This window comes from Nocardiopsis sp. CNZ308, assembly GCF_004217075.1.
Genome location: NZ_SHKJ01000001.1, coordinates 977400 through 994361, shown reverse-complemented (window position 1 = coordinate 994361; position 16962 = coordinate 977400). Strand labels below are relative to the sequence as shown.

General features: G+C 73.0%; 16 protein-coding genes. 7 read left to right on the top strand and 9 right to left on the bottom strand.

Annotation, left to right across the window (positions count from 1 at the left end):
• Position 1 precedes the first annotated feature (1 nt).
• Positions 2 to 445, top strand: a complete 444-nt coding sequence (rbfA, locus tag EV372_RS04230; protein WP_130394938.1) for a 30S ribosome-binding factor RbfA — start codon at positions 2 to 4, stop codon at positions 443 to 445.
• 54 nt (positions 446 to 499) lie between these two features.
• Positions 500 to 1387 (top strand): tRNA pseudouridine(55) synthase TruB, encoded by an 888-nt coding sequence (gene truB / locus EV372_RS04225; RefSeq protein WP_130394937.1) that lies wholly within the window; start codon positions 500 to 502, stop codon positions 1385 to 1387.
• Between the two features lie 10 nt (positions 1388 to 1397).
• On the opposite strand, the gene EV372_RS04220 is transcribed toward truB, so the two are convergent.
• Both EV372_RS04220 and EV372_RS04215 read right to left on the bottom strand, forming a co-directional pair.
• Positions 1398 to 2246: an alpha/beta fold hydrolase gene (locus tag EV372_RS04220; RefSeq protein ID WP_130394936.1), complete on the bottom strand. Its 849-nt coding sequence runs from the start codon at positions 2244 to 2246 to the stop codon at positions 1398 to 1400.
• A 79-nt stretch (positions 2247 to 2325) separates the two neighbouring features.
• Positions 2326 to 2670, bottom strand: coding sequence for a hypothetical protein (locus EV372_RS04215; RefSeq protein ID WP_130394935.1), 345 nt, complete (start codon positions 2668 to 2670; stop codon positions 2326 to 2328).
• 500 nt (positions 2671 to 3170) lie between these two features.
• Here EV372_RS04215 and EV372_RS04210 point away from each other — a divergent pair, with 500 nt between their 5' ends.
• From EV372_RS04210 to EV372_RS04195, 4 genes are all read left to right on the top strand, one after another.
• Complete coding sequence (locus tag EV372_RS04210; protein ID WP_130394934.1) at positions 3171 to 4118, top strand: bifunctional riboflavin kinase/FAD synthetase; 948 nt, start codon at positions 3171 to 3173, stop codon at positions 4116 to 4118.
• A 264-nt stretch (positions 4119 to 4382) separates the two neighbouring features.
• Positions 4383 to 4652 carry a 30S ribosomal protein S15 gene (gene rpsO / locus EV372_RS04205; RefSeq protein ID WP_013154592.1) on the top strand — a complete coding sequence of 90 codons (270 nt, stop codon included), beginning with the start codon at positions 4383 to 4385 and terminating at the stop codon, positions 4650 to 4652.
• A 305-nt stretch (positions 4653 to 4957) separates the two neighbouring features.
• Complete coding sequence (locus EV372_RS04200; protein WP_130394933.1) at positions 4958 to 7270, top strand: polyribonucleotide nucleotidyltransferase; 2313 nt, start codon at positions 4958 to 4960, stop codon at positions 7268 to 7270.
• A 113-nt stretch (positions 7271 to 7383) separates the two neighbouring features.
• Entirely contained in the window at positions 7384 to 8718 is a 1335-nt protein-coding gene (locus EV372_RS04195) for a M16 family metallopeptidase (protein WP_019607974.1), read from the top strand.
• Between the two features lie 90 nt (positions 8719 to 8808).
• Here EV372_RS04195 and EV372_RS04190 read toward each other — a convergent pair whose 3' ends face one another.
• The 7 genes from EV372_RS04190 to EV372_RS04160 all read right to left on the bottom strand — a co-directional run bounded on the left by EV372_RS04190 (position 8809) and on the right by EV372_RS04160 (position 15592).
• Positions 8809 to 9501 (bottom strand): sigma-70 family RNA polymerase sigma factor, encoded by a 693-nt coding sequence (locus tag EV372_RS04190; protein WP_130394932.1) that lies wholly within the window; start codon positions 9499 to 9501, stop codon positions 8809 to 8811.
• A gap of 417 nt (positions 9502 to 9918) precedes the next feature.
• Positions 9919 to 10479: a hypothetical protein gene (locus tag EV372_RS04185; RefSeq protein ID WP_130394931.1), complete on the bottom strand. Its 561-nt coding sequence runs from the start codon at positions 10477 to 10479 to the stop codon at positions 9919 to 9921.
• Between the two features lie 174 nt (positions 10480 to 10653).
• Entirely contained in the window at positions 10654 to 11859 is a 1206-nt protein-coding gene (locus EV372_RS04180) for a Dyp-type peroxidase (RefSeq protein ID WP_130394930.1), read from the bottom strand.
• Positions 11859 to 12479, bottom strand: a complete 621-nt coding sequence (locus EV372_RS04175; protein WP_130394929.1) for a copper chaperone PCu(A)C — start codon at positions 12477 to 12479, stop codon at positions 11859 to 11861. The genes EV372_RS04180 and EV372_RS04175 overlap by 1 nt, the downstream gene beginning before the upstream one ends.
• 162 nt (positions 12480 to 12641) lie before the next feature.
• Positions 12642 to 13115 (bottom strand): Hsp20/alpha crystallin family protein, encoded by a 474-nt coding sequence (locus tag EV372_RS04170; protein ID WP_130394928.1) that lies wholly within the window; start codon positions 13113 to 13115, stop codon positions 12642 to 12644.
• A gap of 31 nt (positions 13116 to 13146) precedes the next feature.
• The gene (locus EV372_RS04165; RefSeq protein WP_275101093.1) at positions 13147 to 14850 is read right to left on the bottom strand and encodes a BCCT family transporter; all 1704 of its coding nucleotides are present in this window, start codon (positions 14848 to 14850) and stop codon (positions 13147 to 13149) included.
• Between the two features lie 220 nt (positions 14851 to 15070).
• Entirely contained in the window at positions 15071 to 15592 is a 522-nt protein-coding gene (locus tag EV372_RS04160) for a MarR family winged helix-turn-helix transcriptional regulator (RefSeq protein ID WP_130394927.1), read from the bottom strand.
• Between the two features lie 178 nt (positions 15593 to 15770).
• Here EV372_RS04160 and EV372_RS04155 point away from each other — a divergent pair, with 178 nt between their 5' ends.
• Entirely contained in the window at positions 15771 to 16913 is a 1143-nt protein-coding gene (locus EV372_RS04155) for a polyprenyl synthetase family protein (protein WP_130394926.1), read from the top strand.
• The last annotated feature ends 49 nt before the right edge of the window (positions 16914 to 16962 follow it).

Here is a 16962-nt window from a genome sequence, read left to right as displayed (position 1 = left end):
GATGGTTGACGCCGCACGCGCGCGCAAGATCGCCGACCGCATCCAGCGCATCGTCGCCGAGATGCTGGACCGGCGCATCAAGGACCCGCGTCTGGGATTCGTCACCGTGACCGACGCGCGCATCACCGCCGACCTGCGGGACGCCACGGTGTACTACACGGTGTTCGGCACCCCGGACGAGAAGGCCGCCTCCGCCGCCGCCCTGGAGAGCGCCAAGGGCGTGATCCGCAGCGAGGTGGGACGCCAGACCGGCATCCGGCACACGCCGAGCCTGGCCTTCGTCGTCGACGAGGTGCAGGAGAACGCCCAGCACATCGAGGAGCTCCTGCTCAAGGCGCGCCAGTCGGACGCGGAGCTGGCCGAGAGGGCCAGCGGCGCCGAGCCCGCGGGCGAGGCCGACCCCTACCGGGCGCCCCGCGAGGACGAGCGCGACGAGGACGAGTAACACCCCCGGCGGCGGCGCGGACCGCGCCGCCGCCCTTCACCCCGAGGGAGCACCATGGCCGAGAGCGGCGTCGTGGTCGTCGACAAGCCCGCCGACTGGACCTCTCACGACGTGGTCGCCAAAACGCGCGGGCTCGCGCGCACCCGCAGGGTCGGCCACGCGGGAACCCTGGACCCGATGGCCACCGGGGTCCTGGTGCTGGGCATCGAGAAGGGCACCAAGCTCCTGGGCCACCTGACCCTGACGGAGAAGGTCTACGAGGCGACGATCCGCCTCGGTCTGACGACCAACACCGACGACGCCGAGGGCGAGCCCCTCGTGCGCGCGGACGCCTCCGGGGTCGGCGAGGAGGCCGTGCGCGCCGCCGCCGACAGGCTCACCGGGCGGATCCAGCAGGTTCCGCCCCAGGTCAGCGCGATCAAGGTGGACGGTAAGCGCGCCTACAAGTCGGCGCGCGAGGGCAAGGAGGTGGCCCTCAAGGCCCGCACGGTCACCGTCGCGGAGTTCACGGTCACCGACGTGCGCCGGGTCCTTGACGCCGACGGGGGGTTCGTGGACGTGGACGCCTCCGTCACCTGCTCCAGCGGCACCTACATCCGTGCGCTGGCCCGTGACATGGGCGCCGACCTGGGCGTGGGCGGGCACCTGACGGCGCTGCGGCGTACCAGGGTGGGCCCCTACGACCTGTCCCGGGCGCGCACGCTGGACGAGCTGGCCGAGGAGTTCACGCAGGTCCCGCTGGCCGAGGCCGTGGCCGCGGCCTTCCCGGCGCGCGCCCTGAGCGGGGACGAGGAGCAGCGGATCCGGCACGGGAACCGGATCGAGCCGGACGGGTCCGGAAGCGGCCCGGTCGGCCTCTTCGCCCAGGACGGCCGTGTCATCGCCCTGGGGGAGAACCGCCGCGACCACATGAAGCCCGTGGTGGTCTTCGAACCCGCCTGACCCCGCGAGGTCAGGCGGTCCCCAGGAACCGGGCGAGGGCCGCGGTCAGCTCGCCGGGGCGCTCCACGGACGGCAGGTGGCCGGTGTCGGGCATCTCCAGCAGCCGCGCCCCGGGCACGCCCCCGGCGTACAGGTCCGCGACCTCCCGTACCTGGGCGATCTCCGACAGCCCCTTCACCACCAGCGTCGGCACGGCGATCTCGCCCAGGCGGTCGCTGGCGGGCCGCTCCGGCCAGCGGGTGGTGGCGACCGGCCCGGACCACTCGCGGGCGAACACCTCGCGCAGCATGAGCAGCACCAGGTCCCAGGCCTCCGGCGGCAGGTCCTCGGGCGCCCGCCCGGGGCCCAGCACCGTGAACCGGGCCTGGGCCTCGGCCATCGCCGCCACGTCCCCGGGATCGGGGTCGGCGCGTCCCGCCCGGTACACCTCCAGGCGTTCGTGGGGGACGGCGCCCAGCACCATCTTGCGCGCCTCGCGCACGAAGACCTCCGGCCACTCGTGCCCCGACATCCCCGGACAGACCAGGGCCAGGGCCTCCACCCGCTCCGGGGCGGCCAGCGCCGCGTCCGCGCAGTAGGCGCCCCCGAAGGACGCGCCGACCAGGGTCGCCCGGTCGATCTCCAGGGCGTCCATGAGGGCCAGCAGGTCCTCGTGGTGGGCGACGGGGCCCTCGTGGTCGGCGGAGCCGCCGCGGCCGCGCCAGTCGTAGCGGACCACCCGGTGGGTCTTGGCGAACTCGGTGAACTGGTGGTCCCACATGCGCCGGTCGGCCACACCGGCGTGCACGAAAACGATCGCGGGACCGGAGCCGGCCTCGTCGTACGCCAGTCGGGTCGCACCCGTGTCGATCATCGCCATCGGTGCACGGTAACCGCACCGCGCACGTGTGCCAACCCGGCTCCGCCGGGGACGGAGCGGCCGGGCGCGCGCCCGGGCCTCAGCGGCGGCGGAGACCGGCGTCCTCCAGTTCCTCCCGGACGACGCGGTGCATCACCTGGGAGAACAGACCGAGGTGTCCGGGGCCGGGCCTCGCGGTCCGCTCCTCCAGTTCCAGGCGCTCCTCGATCCAACGGCGCATGAGCGCGGTCGGTTTCACGTCCTGGTCCGCCGCGGCCTCGCGGAGCCGGTCCATGGTGCGCTCGGGCAGACGGACCGAGGACACGACCATGACCCGGTTGCCCGGGGCGGGATCGTGCCGTTCCAGCTCGGCCGCCTCGACGTCCTCGCTGATGTCGTGTTCGCCGTAGTACTCGGCCAGTTCGTCGAGCCGTCTGTCACCCATGGTCGTCACACCTTCCGTTGGAATGTCCTCCGCTCCTTGGAGGTCATCTCCCGGGCGGTCACCACGTACCAGGAACGGTGGTGCCTGGTCGACTCCGCGGGGACGACTGCCAGACATCTTCCACCGTAGGTGCGCCCGAGCAGGATGGTGGTCCCCTCGCGCCCGGCGAACGTCCAGTAGGGGAATTCGACCGCTTCCTCGACCTCCTGCGGAGGGACTCCGTGGCGAGCGACGCGCGCTTCGTCGTCGTCCGTCCAGTGAATCCCTATGTCCACGCCGAGTAACGTAATACGTCGTAATACGCGAGGTGGACGTTGCCGGGAGTCGTCGGGGGCGGACGGCCGGGGGAGGGGCGCGGTCCGGCGTGTGCTGGGCCACACACCCCTTGTGTCGGTGGGGGACCCGCGGACGTGGCACCCTTGGTTCGTGCGGGTTCCGGGCGCGCTGGGCGCCACGGGCTCCGCGCGGACCACGAGCAGCGACGAGCAGGGGAGCCGGACGTGCGGCGATGGGACGGGCTGGAGGGCGTTCCCTCCGGGTGGGGGCGCTCCGTGGTGGCGGTCGGCGTGTTCGACGGAGTGCACCGTGGCCACCAGGCCATCCTGGAGACCGCGGTCGGGCACGGGCGCGAACTCGGCATCCCGGTCGCCGTGGTGACCTTCGACCCCCACCCGCAGACGGTGCTGCGCGGCACCACCCCGCCGGTGCTCACCCCCCTGGAGCGGCGGGTGGAGCTGCTGGCCGGGTACGGCGCCGACGCCGTGTGCGTCCTGCCCTTCACCAAGGACCTGTCCTCCCTGACCCCGGAGGAGTTCGTGCGGCGCGTCCTGGTCGACCGCCTGCACGCCGCTGCCGTGGTCGTGGGCGAGGACTTCCGCTTCGGCCACCGCGCCTCGGGCGACGTCGCCGCGCTGGCCGCGCTGGGCGCCGAGTACGGCTTCACCGCCGACGGGGTCGCCCTGGTCGCGGACGGCGACACCATCACCTCCACGCGCGTGCGGGGGCTGCTCGCCGGGGGCGACGTGGCCGGGGCCGCCGAGCTGCTGGGCCGTCCCCACCGGGTCGGGGGCGAGGTCGTGCACGGCGCCGCGCGCGGCCGCGAACTGCTGGGCTTCCCCACCGCCAACATGGACCTGCTCCCCGACACCGCCGTCCCCGGCGACGGCGTCTACGCGGGCTGGCTCCACCGCTGCGAGCCCGCCCCCGGGCAGGAGTCGCGCTGGCCCGCCGCCATCTCCGTGGGCAGCAACCCCACGTTCGACGGCGCCGAGCGCACCGTGGAGGCCTACGCCCTGGACCGCGACGACCTGGACCTGTACGGGCTGCGCATGACGGTGGACTTCACGGTGCACATCCGCGGTCAGGAGCGCTTCGACAGCATCGACGAGCTGATCGTCGCCATGCGCCGCGACGTCGACCGCTGCCGCGAGGTCCTGCGCGCCGGGTAGGGCGCGGGGCGGGGGAGACCCGACCCGCGCCCGGCCACGGTCAGCCACCTCGTGCTCTGCGGTAGGGTGGTCGTTGTCCACGTGTGCCCACGGCCGGTCGCCTCCGCGCGTACCGTCGCCGGGGGAGCGCGGCGCACCCACGCCGTCGGCGGCGGGCCGCGCACCACACGCGACGGTGACTGTTCGTACGCGCGGTCACCGCGTCTGTTCCCGGTCGCGCACCGGGTTCCACACCGCGTACCGACTTTCCAGTGAAGGAGCGACGTGTCGATCGACACCGCCACCAAAGAGAAGATCATCGCCGAGTACGCCACCGGCGAGGGTGACACCGGTTCCCCCGAGGTCCAGGTCGCGCTGCTCACGCACCGCATCACCGAGCTGACCGAGCACCTCAAGGGCCACAAGCACGACCACCACAGCCGCCGCGGTCTGCTGCTGATGGTCGGTCGCCGCCGCCGTCTGCTCAAGTACATCGCCAAGCAGGACATCACCCGTTACCGCTCGCTCATCGAGCGTCTGGGTCTGCGCCGCTAGGTTGTCGGCGGGAGTGGCTTCGGCCGCTCCCGCTTTGTTAGTAAGGTGTGACACGACGGTGGTCGCATGCCGCCGTCCACCCCAGTTCCACAGTGAGAACCACCCGCTCCCCACCCCGGCGCAGAGTCGGGGCCGGTCCTCGGTAGTGGTCCCCGGACATTCCCCTCAGGGCATGCCGTGGGCTTCGATCGATGACCGGCCGTCATCAACTCCGGGGCACGGACGCGGGAAGACGAACAACGAGCGCCGGCACGCCTCGCGTGCCGGGCGCCACGAACGCGAACACGTGTAGTAGGAGGTCGCCCATGGAGGGCGTGTACTCGGCCGAAGCCGTCATCGACAACGGATCCTTCGGCACCCGCACCATCCGCTTCGAGACCGGTCGCCTGGCCCGCCAGGCCGCCGGATCGGCCACGGTGTACCTGGACGACGAGACCGTCGTCCTGTCGGCCACCACCGCCTCGAAGCGCCCCAAGGAGAACCTCGACTTCTTCCCCCTGACGGTGGACGTCGAGGAGCGCATGTACGCCGCGGGCCGCATCCCCGGCTCCTTCTTCCGGCGTGAGGGCCGTCCCTCCGAGGACGCCATCCTCACCTGCCGCCTGATCGACCGGCCGCTGCGCCCGTCGTTCAAGAAGGGCCTGCGCAACGAGATCCAGATCGTCGAGACGGTCCTGGCCCTGCACCCCGAGCACCTGTACGACGTCGTCGCCATCAACGCGGCCTCGATGTCCACCCAGATCGCCGGGCTGCCCTTCTCCGGCCCGATCGGCGGCGTGCGCGTCGCCCTCATCGACGGCCAGTGGGTGGGCTTCCCGACCCACGCCGAGCTGGAGAACGCCACCTTCGACATGGTGGTCGCCGGTCGCGTCCTGGCCGACGGCGACGTCGCCATCATGATGGTGGAGGCCGAGTCCACGGTCCGCACCCTCAAGCTGGTCGCCGAAGGGGCCGTCGGCCCCAACGAGCAGACCGTCGCCGAGGGCCTGGAGGCCGCCAAGCCCTTCATCAAGGTCCTGTGCAAGGCCCAGCAGGCCGTCGCCGACCAGACCAGCCGCGAGCAGGGCGAGTTCCCGATCTTCCTCGACTACGAGGACGACGTGTACGCCGCCGTCGAGGGCGCCGTCCGCGAGGAGCTGTCCAAGGCGCTGACCATCGCGGACAAGCAGGACCGCGAGGCCGAGCTGGACCGCGTCAAGGCCTCGGCCGCCGAGAAGCTCGCCGAGGACTTCGAGGGCCGCGAGAAGGAGATCGGCGCCGCCTTCCGCTCCCTGAGCAAGCAGCTCATGCGCGAGCGCGTGCTGCGCGACGGGATCCGCATCGACGGCCGCGGCCCCAAGGACATCCGCCAGCTGAGCGCCGAGGTCGGCGTCCTGCCGCGGGTGCACGGCTCGGCCCTCTTCGAGCGCGGCGAGACCCAGATCATGGGTGTCACCACGCTCAACATGCTGCGCATGGAGCAGACGGTTGACACGCTCAACCCGGACAAGACCAAGCGCTACATGCACAACTACAACTTCCCGCCCTACTCCACCGGTGAGACCGGTCGGGTGGGCTCGCCCAAGCGGCGCGAGATCGGGCACGGCGCCCTCGCCGAGCGCGCCCTGCTCCCGGTCCTGCCCGCCCGCGAGGAGTTCCCCTACGCCATCCGTCAGGTGTCGGAGGCCCTGGGCTCCAACGGCTCCACCTCGATGGGCTCGGTCTGCGCCTCCACCATGTCCCTGATGGCGGCCGGCGTGCCCCTCAAGGAGATGGTGTCGGGCATCGCCATGGGCCTGATCAGCGAGGGCGACGAGTTCGTCACCCTCACCGACATCCTGGGCGCCGAGGACGCGTTCGGCGACATGGACTTCAAGGTCGCCGGCACCCGTGAACTCATCACGGCCCTGCAGCTGGACACCAAGCTCGACGGCATCCCCGCCGAGCAGCTGGCGCTCGCGCTCCAGCAGGCCCGCGGCGCCCGCCTGGCCATCCTCGACGTCATGCAGGAGGCCATCGAGCGTCCGGCCGAGATGAGCCCGAACGCTCCGCGCATCCTCACCGTCAAGGTCCCGGTGGAGAAGATCGGCGAGGTCATCGGCCCCAAGGGCAAGATGATCAACTCGATCCAGGACGACACCGGCGCCGAGATCACCATCGAGGACGACGGCACGATCTACATCGGCGCCACCGACGGCCCCTCGGCCGAGGCCGCGCGGGACACGATCAACCAGATCGCCAACCCGACGATGCCCGAGGTCGGCGACCGCTACCTGGGCACCGTCGTCAAGACGACCACGTTCGGCGCGTTCGTGTCGCTGCTGCCCGGCAAGGACGGCCTGCTGCACATCTCGCAGATCCGCAAGCTGCACGGCGGCAAGCGGATCGAGAACCTCGACGACGTGATCAGCATCGGCGAGAAGATCCAGGTCGAGATCCGCGAGATCGACGACCGCGGCAAGCTGTCGCTGGTCCCGGTCGAGGTCGTGGAGGCCGAGTCGGCCCAGGCCGCCCCCGCGGCTCCCGCCGCTGAGGACGAGGACTCCCCGGCCGAGGAGGACGGCGGCGACAAGAACGGCGGGGACGCCCCGCGCCGTCGCCGCCGCCGCAGCTCGGGCGGGCGTTCGGAGAACACCTGATCCTGACCGACGCCGGGGCGGTCGCACCTTGGGTGCGGCCGCCCCGGCGCGTATCCTCGGCCGGAGCCGCCGGGTGGACCGGCCACCGACGTCCCGACGAAGAAGAAGGATCCATGAGCTCTGTCCCCATCGCCGCCGAGCAGGACCCGGACACGACCGTGACGCTGCTGGAGCCGGACGGCGGTACCGGACTGGTGCGCCGCACGGTGCTCCCCGGCGGCCTGCGCGTGGTCACCGAGGCCGTGCCGGGCGTGCGCTCCGCCGCGTTCGGGATCTCGGCGACCACGGGTTCCCGCGACGAGGACTCCGCGCACGCGGGCTCGGCGCACTTCCTGGAGCACCTGCTGTTCAAGGGGACCAAGGAGCGCTCGGCGCTGGAGATCTCCGCGCTGCTGGACGGTGTGGGCGCCGACCACAACGCCTACACCACCAAGGAGCACACCTGCTACTACGCGAAGGTGCTCGACCGCGACCTGCCGCTGGCCGTCGACGTCATCGGTGACATGGTGGCCAACTCGGTGCTCGACGAGGGCGAGGTGGAGACCGAGCGGGGCGTGATCCTGGAGGAGATCGCCATGTACGAGGACGAGCCCGCCGACCTGGTGGACGACGTCTTCGCGGCGCACTTCTTCGGCGACTCGCCGCTGGGCCGGCCCATCCTGGGCACCACCGACACCATCGAGGCGCTCTCCCGCGACCGCATCGCCGAGCAGTACCGCGACGCCTACGTGCCCGGCGAGCTGATCGTGACCGCGGCGGGCAGCCTGGACCACGACCGGGTGGTGGAGCAGGTCCGCGCGCTGTTCGCCGAGCACTCGGCCGCGGCCGGGGACGCCCGCCCCGCGCGTCCCCGCATCGGCGGCTCGCCGGTCGCCACCTACGGCGGCACGGTGGTGCAGTCGCGCGAGACCGAGCAGGCGCACATCATCCTGGGGTCGGAGGGGCTCTGCCGCACCGACCCGCGGTGGCACGCGCTGCGGCTGCTCAGCGCCGCCCTGGGCGGCGGGATGTCCTCGCGCCTGTTCCAGGAGGTGCGTGAGAAGCGCGGCCTGGCCTACGCGGTGCACGCCTACAACGCCGACTACGCCGACACCGGCAGCTTCCAGATCTACGCGGGCTGCCTGCCGGACAAGGCCGACGAGGTCATCGGGGTGTGCCGCGAGGAGCTGGCGAAGGTGGCCGCCTCGGGCATCACCGAGGAGGAGCTGACCCGGGCCAAGGGCCAGATCCAGGGGTCGCTGGTGCTGGGCAGCGAGGGCACCAACGCGCGGATGGGGCGGCTGCTCTCGCACGAGCTGAACCGGCCCGGGCACTACTCGATCGACGAGAGCCTGGCGCTGTTCGACGCGGTGACCGGCGCGGAGGTGGCCGAGGTGGCCGCCGACCTGCTGTCGCGGCCGCGCGCGCTGGCCGTGATCGGCCCCTACGCGGCCGACCGGGTCTTCTGACCGGCTGGCCGGGAACGGTGCCGCTGTGACGTAGACGGCCCCGGTCCGCTTCGCCTGCGCGGAGCGGCCCGGGGCCGTCGTGTTCGGCCCTCAGGCGGTGAGCCCGCGCACCAGGTCGCCGCGGGCCCGGGCGACCCGCGAGCGGATCGTGCCCACGGGCACGTCCGCCAGCCGGGCGGCCTCGGCGTAGGACAGGCCCTCCACCTGGGTGAGGACGAACGCCTGCCGCCGTTCGGCCGCGAGGCCGTCCAGCAGGCACAGCAGGGCCACGTGCTCGTCGAACCGGACGGCCCGGGCGGGCAGCAGGTCCCAGTCGGCGTGGTGTACGCAGTCGGGGCGGGCCGCGTCGTGGCGGTAGCGGTCGGCGACGGTGTTGCGGGCGATGGCCAGCAGCCAGGTCCGCGCCGGGGCGCGTCCGGCGAACCGCGGCAGGCCGCGCAGGGCCCGCAGGTAGGTCTCCTGGCTCAGCTCCTCGACGCGGTCGGGGTGGACCCTGCGGGCGATGTAGCGGGCGACGTCGGGACGGGTGCGCCGGACGAACGCGTCGAGCGCGGCGGCCGAGCCCTCACGGGCGGCGAGCGCCAGCCGGTCGAGTTCTGCGTCCCGCTCACGCGCGCGTTCCTCCGCGTGCGGGGACTCCTCCGAACGGGCCGGTCCCTCCGGGAGGGCGGGCCCCTGCGGGTCGGTGCGGTGGTCGCGCCGCGGACGGCACGCCGGGCGGTCGGGGTGGGAACGGCGCGCCCGTGCCGGGCGCTGATCCTGGAAGACGGTGTCGGTGGGCATCGGTGCTCCGGGTTCCGGCGTGCACCAGCGGCCCGGCGGCCGGTGGCCTCGGGCGGTGGTGCGCGCGGTGACGGGAGCGTGCGCGGCCGGTCCCCGACGGGGGACCGGTCCTGGGCACGCGGGGGACCGGACGCGTCTCCGGACGTGCGCGCGCGGGCGCGGCGGTACGGAGGACGCGGCGTGGGGGCGCTGGCCCGGGTACCCGCGCCCGCTCAGGCGGAGCCGGGACCGCGCGGCCGTTCCCCCCGGGGCACGGCGCGGCGCGAGGACGGCTCGGAGCCGGTCCCCGCGGACTCCGCCGTCGGGGTGGAGGGCGCACTGGCGGCGCGGGCGCGGGTAGGGGCCGGGTCAGCGGCCCGGGGCGTGTTCGCGGGCGCCGACCGCCGAGCGGCGGCCGGTGGTGCGGTCGAACACGGCCTACGCCGCGGGCGGTCCCCGCAGAACCAGGCTGTGCCGGAGGTAGGGCGCGGCCGGGGCGGGCGTCCGGCGCTCGGGGAGCGGGGCCGAGGGGACCCGTTCGGGCACCGGCCGCGCGACCGCGAGCACCAGGACGGGCAGCAGCGCGGCGGCGGCCAGGCGCAGGTAGGCGAAGAGCGCTGCCTCGCCCTGGCGCAGCCACCAGGCGCACACGGCGCCGGCCACGAGGTGGGCGACGAGCATCCGGGCGCCGCCCGACGCGGCCTCGACGGCGGCGGGGTCGGCCGCGTGGGCGCCGTGGGCGCCCGCCGCCTGGGCCGTGGAGAAGACCAGGTGCAGGGCCAGCTGGCCCCACGCCATCCATCCGGCGATCGCGCCGAGTCCGCGCTCGCGGCCGGTCGCGGCCCAGGCGGAGACGTAGACCAGGGCGGCGCCGACGAGCAGTCCGCCCAGTGGGACGGCGTGCTCGGAGGACAGCGCGTGGCCGCCCACGGACACGGCGGAGCACACCGAGGCGAACACCCCGGCGCGGGCCGCGCGCAGGGGTGGCCGCTCCGTCATGGGTTCATCGTCGCACCCGCTTCGGGTCCACGCCCAGGGGGGTGGGCCGAGCGGTCGTCCGCGGGGGCGCCCCCCACGCGGCCCCGGAGGCCGGGTCCGGTCCCCGGAGCCTCCCGCCCCCGCCGCATCGGCGGCTTCCTCCAGCGGGCCCCGCTCTCCGGGGCCCGGGGCGGCTCACCCCTCCAGCAGGGCCTGCCCCACGTACCCTCCCTCCTCGCAGCCCGGCGGAACGGCGAACACCGCCGAGCCCACGGCGGTCACCCACTCGTTGAGCAGGTCCAGCTCGTCCAGGCGCCGCTGGATGGGCACGAACTGGCGCAGCGGGTCGGCCTGGAAGGAGGCGAACAGCAGCCCCGCCTCCTCGCCGCCCGAGCCGCGCTCGTCGTAGTTGTAGGCGCGCCGGAAGATCCGCTGGTCCGGGTCGTCGGTGCGGGCCCGCCTGATGTGGGCGAAGTCCGCGATGACGGTGAGCCCGGAGGCGTCCGTGGCCTCCAGGTCCGCCTCGTCGTGTTCTTCGCCACCGGTCAGCGGCGCGCCGTTGTCCAGGCGGCGGCCGATGACCGCCTCCCGGGCGGGCCGGTCCAGCTCGTCCCAGGTGTCCAGGTGGGTGGCGATGCGGCGCAGCACCAGGCTCGTGCCTCCCCTGAGCCACGGCGGTGGGTTCCCGCCCCAGACCAGCCGGTCGAAGTCCCCGGTTCCCGGCGCCGGGTTGACGGTCCCGTCCACCTGCCCCATCAGGTTGCGCATGCTGGTGCCCTCGGGTTGGGATCCGTGGGCCCGGCGGAACCCGCTCTGCGTCCACCGCACCCGCGCGAAGGCCCGCGCGTCCTTGAGCATCATCCGCACCGCGTGGGAGACGGTCACGGGGTCGTCCGCGCACACCTGGAGCAGCAGGTCCGCCCCGCCCCAGGCCGGGTCGAGCCGGTCGTGCCCGAACTCGGGCAGGGGCCCGAGCCACTCCGGTGCCGCTTCGGGGTCCACCCGCTCCACCAGACCCCGCCCGAACCCGAACGTGGTGGTGAGCCGGGCCGGGACCAGGGCGAGTTCGGGCTCGGTGTCGGCCAGGGCGGGCTCGCCCCGGGACAGGCGGGCCGCGTCGTCGCTGAGCAGCCGCAGGAGCCGACCGACCCCGTCCGCGTCCGTCCCCGGTTCCAGGTCCAGCGCGACGAAGGTGCCGTGCGTCTGCGGCGGGGTCTCCACGCCCGCCTGCCGCACGCCGTGGAACGGCACGGTCAGCGTGCCGTTGAGCGGGGGCGCCTGGGGGGCCGCCGCCGGTTCCGCGGCCCACCGGTGGGCGAGCGCGCCCCCGGCCGCGCCGACACCGGCCGCCGCGCCGCCCAGGAGCAGCCCTCTGCGGCTGAGCCGGGACTCACCGCCCATCAGTGGTCCCCGTGCCCTTCGTCCCCGTGTGCCCCGCCGTCCTCTCCCTCGGAGCCGTGCTCCCCGTCGCCGTGCCCCTCGCCGTGGCCGCCCTCGTACTCCTCGTTGGCCCCGGCGTAGTCCTTGACCGCGGCGGTGAACTCCGTGGTGGAGCCGTCGGAGAACTCCACGGTGACGGTCGCCTCGGCCCCCGGCTGGAGGTCCTCGGTCAGTTCCATGAGCATGATGTGGTCGCCGCCGGGCTCCAGGGTGGCGCTGCCTCCGGCGGGGATGGGGAACCCGCCCTCCTTCTCGCGCATGGCGGCGTCTGTCCCCTCGGAGACGACCTCGTGCAGCTCGACCATCCCGGCCGCGTCGTAGTCGGCCGAGACGACGGTGATCTCCTCGTCGGAGCCGTTGGCCAGCACACCGAAGACGCCGGTCATCCCCTCCTCGGCGGTGACGGCCTTGATCCAGGGGTCGGTCACGGAGAAGGCGTCGGCGGCGGTCGCCGCGCTGTCGGCGGCCTCCTCCGCCGGGGCGGCGTCCTGCTCCTGCGCCCCGCCGCAGGCGGTGAGGGCGAGGCCTAGGCAGAGCAGTGAGGCGGCCAATGCGGTACGGCTGGTGCGGATGCGGTCCATGTTCCCTCCGGGGGTACGAGCCGCGTTCTCGCGGCCGTTCCCCCTACGGGTCGGATCGCGGGGCCGTCCGGTTCCCGGCGTCCGGGTACCCCGCGCCACATCCGGTCCGCGCACGCCGACGGGGCGGGCCCGGCCGCGCCGGACCCGCCCCGTCGGCGGTGTCTAGGACCTCTTCGGCGTCCGCTTGCGGACGGCGATGCGCCGGGGGCCGCGGGCGTTGGCGGCGCCGTGCACCACCACCTCCAGCAGCCCCTCGCCGTAGCTGGCCTCGATGTCCTCCTCGTCCACGGCCTCCGGGAGGCTGATCTCCCGGCGGAACGTGCCCATGAACCGCTCGGAGGAGTAGTAGACGACGTCGTCCCCGTCCCGGCGGCGCTCGCCGCTGATGGTGAGGATGCCGTTGTTCAGGCTCACGGCCACGTCCTGTTCCTGGACCCCGGGGACCTCGCAGCGGACGATCAGGTCGTTGCCCCGGGCCAGGATGTCGGTGGGCGGACTCCACGCGTCGGCGTGCCCGCGCTCGCGCTCACCGGCGTTGCCGGTCTCCATCGAGGACATGCTGTCGGAGATGCGGTTCATCTCGGTGATCATGTCCACCACACCGTGGAAGGGGTTGTGGAACTTCCTCGACGCCACGGCGGCCTCCTCTCCTCGTTCTGACGGGAAACTACTCGCGCGCCTGCGTGTCCGGGGAGCGGTCGGACCTGGGGCGGTCCTCGGCGCGCTGCTCCCTGGGGCCTCCGGGCCTGGGTTCCTCCGACAGCGCCTTGATCAGGCCCCAGACCATGAGCAGCAGGATGATAGCGAAGGGCAGTCCGGTGACCACCGACGCGGCCTGGAGCGCCGACAGCGCGTTCTCCCCGCCCAGTACCAGCAGGATCAGGGTGACCGCGCCCTCGCTGATCGCCCAGAAGGCGCGGTGGGCCTTGACCGGCTTGAGGCTTCCGCCGCTGGCGAGCGTGTCCACCACCAGGGAGCCGGAGTCGGAGGAGGTGATGAAGAAGACCGCCACCACGATGATCAGCAGGACGGAGATGACGCCGCCGATGAGCGGTCCGCCGGGCAGCAGTTCCAGCAGGCGGAAGGAGCGGTCCTCCTCGTTCAGCGCGCTCAGGCCGGCGTTCCCGAACAGCTCGTAGTACAGGCCGGAGCCGCCGAACACGCCGAACCACAGGATGGACACGGCGACGGGGGCGAAGAGCGCCCCGATGACGAACTCGCGGATGGTGCGGCCGTAGGAGATCCGGGCCAGGAAGATGCCCACGAACGGGGCCCAGGAGATCCACCAGCCCCAGTAGAAGATGGGCCACGCGGTGGTCCAGGCGGCCGCCGTCTCGTCGATGAGCGGGCTCGGGAAGGCCAGGCTCCACTCGACGATGTTGCTCAGGTACTCGCCCGCGCCCGTGGTCATGATGCTGGCGATCCACAGCTTGGGCCCCAGGGCGAAGACCACCACCAGCAGCAGGAAGGCCAGCCACAGGTTGATCATGGACAGGCGGCGGATGCCCTTGTCGATGCCCGAGAGCACGCTGACCAGCGCGATGGCGGTGATCAGGATGATGATGACCGACTGCACGGTGGCGTTGGAGGGGATGCCGAAGACGTGGTTGAGCCCGCCGTTGATCTGGAGGGTACCCAGGCCCAGCGAGGTGGCCAGGCCGAAGATCGTGCCGAAGATGGCGAGGATGTCCACGATGTTGCCGGGCCAGCCGAAGGCCCGGTCGCCCAGGAGGGGGTAGAGGGCGGAGGCGGGGCGCAGGGGCAGGCCCTTGCGGAAGGCGAAGTAGCCCAGCGACAGGCCGAGCGCGATGTAGATGGCCCAGGGGTGGAAGCTCCAGTGGAAGTAGCTCAGGGCCAGCGCCTCGCTCGCCGCCTCGGGCATGGGGGGCTCACCCTCGGGGGTGGCGAACTCGGCCGAGCGCGGTGAGGTCAGGTGGTGGATGGGCTCCGACACCCCCCAGAACACCAGACCGATGCCCATGCCGGTGGTGAACAGCATGGCGAACCAGGCCAGCGTCCCGAACTCGGGCCGGGAGTCGGCCGGGCCCAGGCGGATCTTCCCGAACCGGCTCAGCATGAGGAAGATCGCCAGTCCCAGGAAGAAGGTGGTGGACAGGACGTAGACCCAGCCCAGCTTCTTCCCGATCCAGTCGCGCGTGGCGGTTGCCGCGTCGAGCATCGGCTCGGTGGCCACGATGCCGACGACGACGAAGGCGAGGATCACGACCCCGGAAACCCCGAAGACCGTGGGGTTGGTGTGTTCTCGGATGTACTCGCGTAGGGATGAGATGCTGGCTCCTTCCCAGCCCCGGAGGGTCGCTTTCCCTGGTCGGGGGATGACGGACCGGTGCGGGCACCGGACCACGGACATGTCCCGTGGGATGGTAGGTGCCAGAAGCCGTTTCGTGAAGCAATCGGGCAATCGTGGAGTGTTGTCCTACGAGCGGCGAAATATCCCTTGCAGTGCCATGGGCCCTGACTGGACACATGACCGCATATGTCCGCACGTATCGGGGTAGGAGAGGTCCCCCTCGTTCCCCCCGTCCCCTGCGGGTGCCATGCTCACGGCTGCGGCCGCCGCCCCTTCGGCCTCACGGCTCCGTCTTCGCGGACAGCCGGTCCAGAGCCGTGCCGATCCGGTCCAGCCAGTCCGTGATCGTGGACAGCTCCTCCAGCGAGTAGTCCGCGTGCGCGGCCGTCATCGCCTCGCGCATCCCGGGCGCGGTGGCGGGGCCCACGCGCGCGGCGTCGCCGGTCAGCCGGACGGCGACCTTGCGCCGGTCCTCGGGGTGGCGGGTGCGCTCGGCCAGGCCGTGCGCCTCCAGGCGGTCGATCACCCCGGTCACCGAACCGGTGGACAGGCACAGGCTGTCGGCGATCTCGCCTGGTGTCATGGAACCGCCCACGCGCAGCAGCGTGTAGCACTGGAAGTCGGTCGGGTTCATCCCCGAGCGCTCCGCCATCCGGTGCAGCATGCGGATGAGCCGTACGGCGAGTCGCTGCCCGTCGGTCTGCAACGCGTCGTAGAGTTCGGCCCGCGACCTGACCTCGGGATCCGCGGCCGCGGACCCCTCGAAGTCGGGGGGAGAGGATGCGGCCGACGCGGTGTCCATGGTTCCTCTCTCGCGTTCGTGGCCGGTGGCTCCGGCCGTTCCTGGAATTCTAAGCGCCACCGGGACGCGCGAACCCTCTCCGGGAGGCGCACCCCTCCACCAGCGAAGGGTTCGACCCTCGCAGAGGGGGAAGTATTTCGGTTGCCAAGATTCATGGAAACCGAGTCGCATTGTTCGGATGCTACCCGGGGAGGACACCGTCAATCCCATCCTGAACACCCACAGGCACCCGCGCCCGCCGGACGCCGCAGACGCCGATGAGCGCTCCGCCCTGGAGGAGTCCCTCAAGGACTACCTGGAGCGCAGACTCCGCCACTCGGAGGACCTCGACGGAGAGTTCGGCCGGGACCTGGCCGGCACGACCGTCCGCTTCACCCTGGACGGCGGCAAGCGGATGCGGCCCCTGCTCGCCTGGTGGGGGTGGCTCGCGGGCGGAGGCACCCCTTCGGGGGAGACGGCCCGCGCCGCCCGCCAGGCCTGCGCCGCGGTCGAACTCGTCCAGACCTGCGCGCTCGTCCACGACGACGTCATGGACGGCTCGCCCACCCGCCGGGGCCGCCCCTCGGTGCACGCCGCGCACGCCCTCGAACACGAGCGGGAAGGCCACGTCGGCGACTCCCGCCGGTACGGGGAGGCGCTGGCGGTCCTCGTGGGCGACCTGGCCCTGGTCTGGGCCGACGACATGCTCAACGAGGCCCTGCCGGGCGTGCCCGAGCCCGTCCGGGCACGGGCCGTGTGGCGGGACCTGCGCACCGAGATCATGGCCGGGCAGTTCCTCGACGTGCGCGCCCAGGCGCGCCGGGAGCGCTCGGAGGAGGCCGCCCTGCGCGTGGACCTGCTCAAGACGGCCTCCTACAGCGTCGAACGCCCCCTGCACCTGGGCGCGGCGATGGCCGGGGCCGATCCGGCGGCGGTGGGGGCCCTGCGCGGCTACGGCAGGGACGTGGGCATCGCCTTCCAGCTCAGGGACGACCTGCTCGGCGTCTACGGGGACAGCTCCCGGACCGGCAAGCCCGTGGGCGAGGACATCCGCGAGGGCAAGTGCACGCTGCTGCTCGTGACCGGCACCCGCCTGGCCCGCGAGCGCGGGGACGACGCCGCGCTGCGGCTGCTCGACCGGATCGGCCTGCCCGACGAGGACGTGGACCCCGGGGAGGCGGCCGACGCGCTGGACCGCCTCGGCGCACGCGACCTGGTCGGAGACAGGTGCCGTGAGCTCGCCGAACGGGGCCGGGCGCACCTGGAGGGGCTCGACGCGCCCGCCCACGTGCTGGAGGGGCTGGGCGGCCTGGCATCCCGGATCGCGCGTGACCGTGTGTGACCGGCCAGGCGGGGAAGGTATCCGCAACACCGGAGAGGAGCACCACCGT

Bases quoted from the DNA above. Each gene is read 5' to 3' on its own strand.
- rbfA (WP_130394938.1), top strand. From the start codon at position 2: ATGGTTGACGCCGCACGCGCGCGCAAGATCGCCGACCGCATCCAGCGC.
- truB (WP_130394937.1), top strand. From the start codon at position 500: ATGGCCGAGAGCGGCGTCGTGGTCGTCGACAAGCCCGCCGACTGGACC.
- EV372_RS04220 (WP_130394936.1), bottom strand. From the start codon at position 2,246: ATGGCGATGATCGACACGGGTGCGACCCGACTGGCGTACGACGAGGCC.
- EV372_RS04215 (WP_130394935.1), bottom strand. From the start codon at position 2,670: ATGGGTGACAGACGGCTCGACGAACTGGCCGAGTACTACGGCGAACAC.
- EV372_RS04200 (WP_130394933.1), top strand. From the start codon at position 4,958: ATGGAGGGCGTGTACTCGGCCGAAGCCGTCATCGACAACGGATCCTTC.
- EV372_RS04195 (WP_019607974.1), top strand. From the start codon at position 7,384: ATGAGCTCTGTCCCCATCGCCGCCGAGCAGGACCCGGACACGACCGTG.
- EV372_RS04190 (WP_130394932.1), bottom strand. From the start codon at position 9,501: ATGCCCACCGACACCGTCTTCCAGGATCAGCGCCCGGCACGGGCGCGC.
- EV372_RS04185 (WP_130394931.1), bottom strand. From the start codon at position 10,479: ATGACGGAGCGGCCACCCCTGCGCGCGGCCCGCGCCGGGGTGTTCGCC.
- EV372_RS04180 (WP_130394930.1), bottom strand. From the start codon at position 11,859: ATGGGCGGTGAGTCCCGGCTCAGCCGCAGAGGGCTGCTCCTGGGCGGC.
- EV372_RS04175 (WP_130394929.1), bottom strand. From the start codon at position 12,479: ATGGACCGCATCCGCACCAGCCGTACCGCATTGGCCGCCTCACTGCTC.
- EV372_RS04165 (WP_275101093.1), bottom strand. From the start codon at position 14,850: ATGTCCGTGGTCCGGTGCCCGCACCGGTCCGTCATCCCCCGACCAGGG.
- EV372_RS04160 (WP_130394927.1), bottom strand. From the start codon at position 15,592: ATGGACACCGCGTCGGCCGCATCCTCTCCCCCCGACTTCGAGGGGTCC.
- EV372_RS04155 (WP_130394926.1), top strand. From the start codon at position 15,771: ATGCTACCCGGGGAGGACACCGTCAATCCCATCCTGAACACCCACAGG.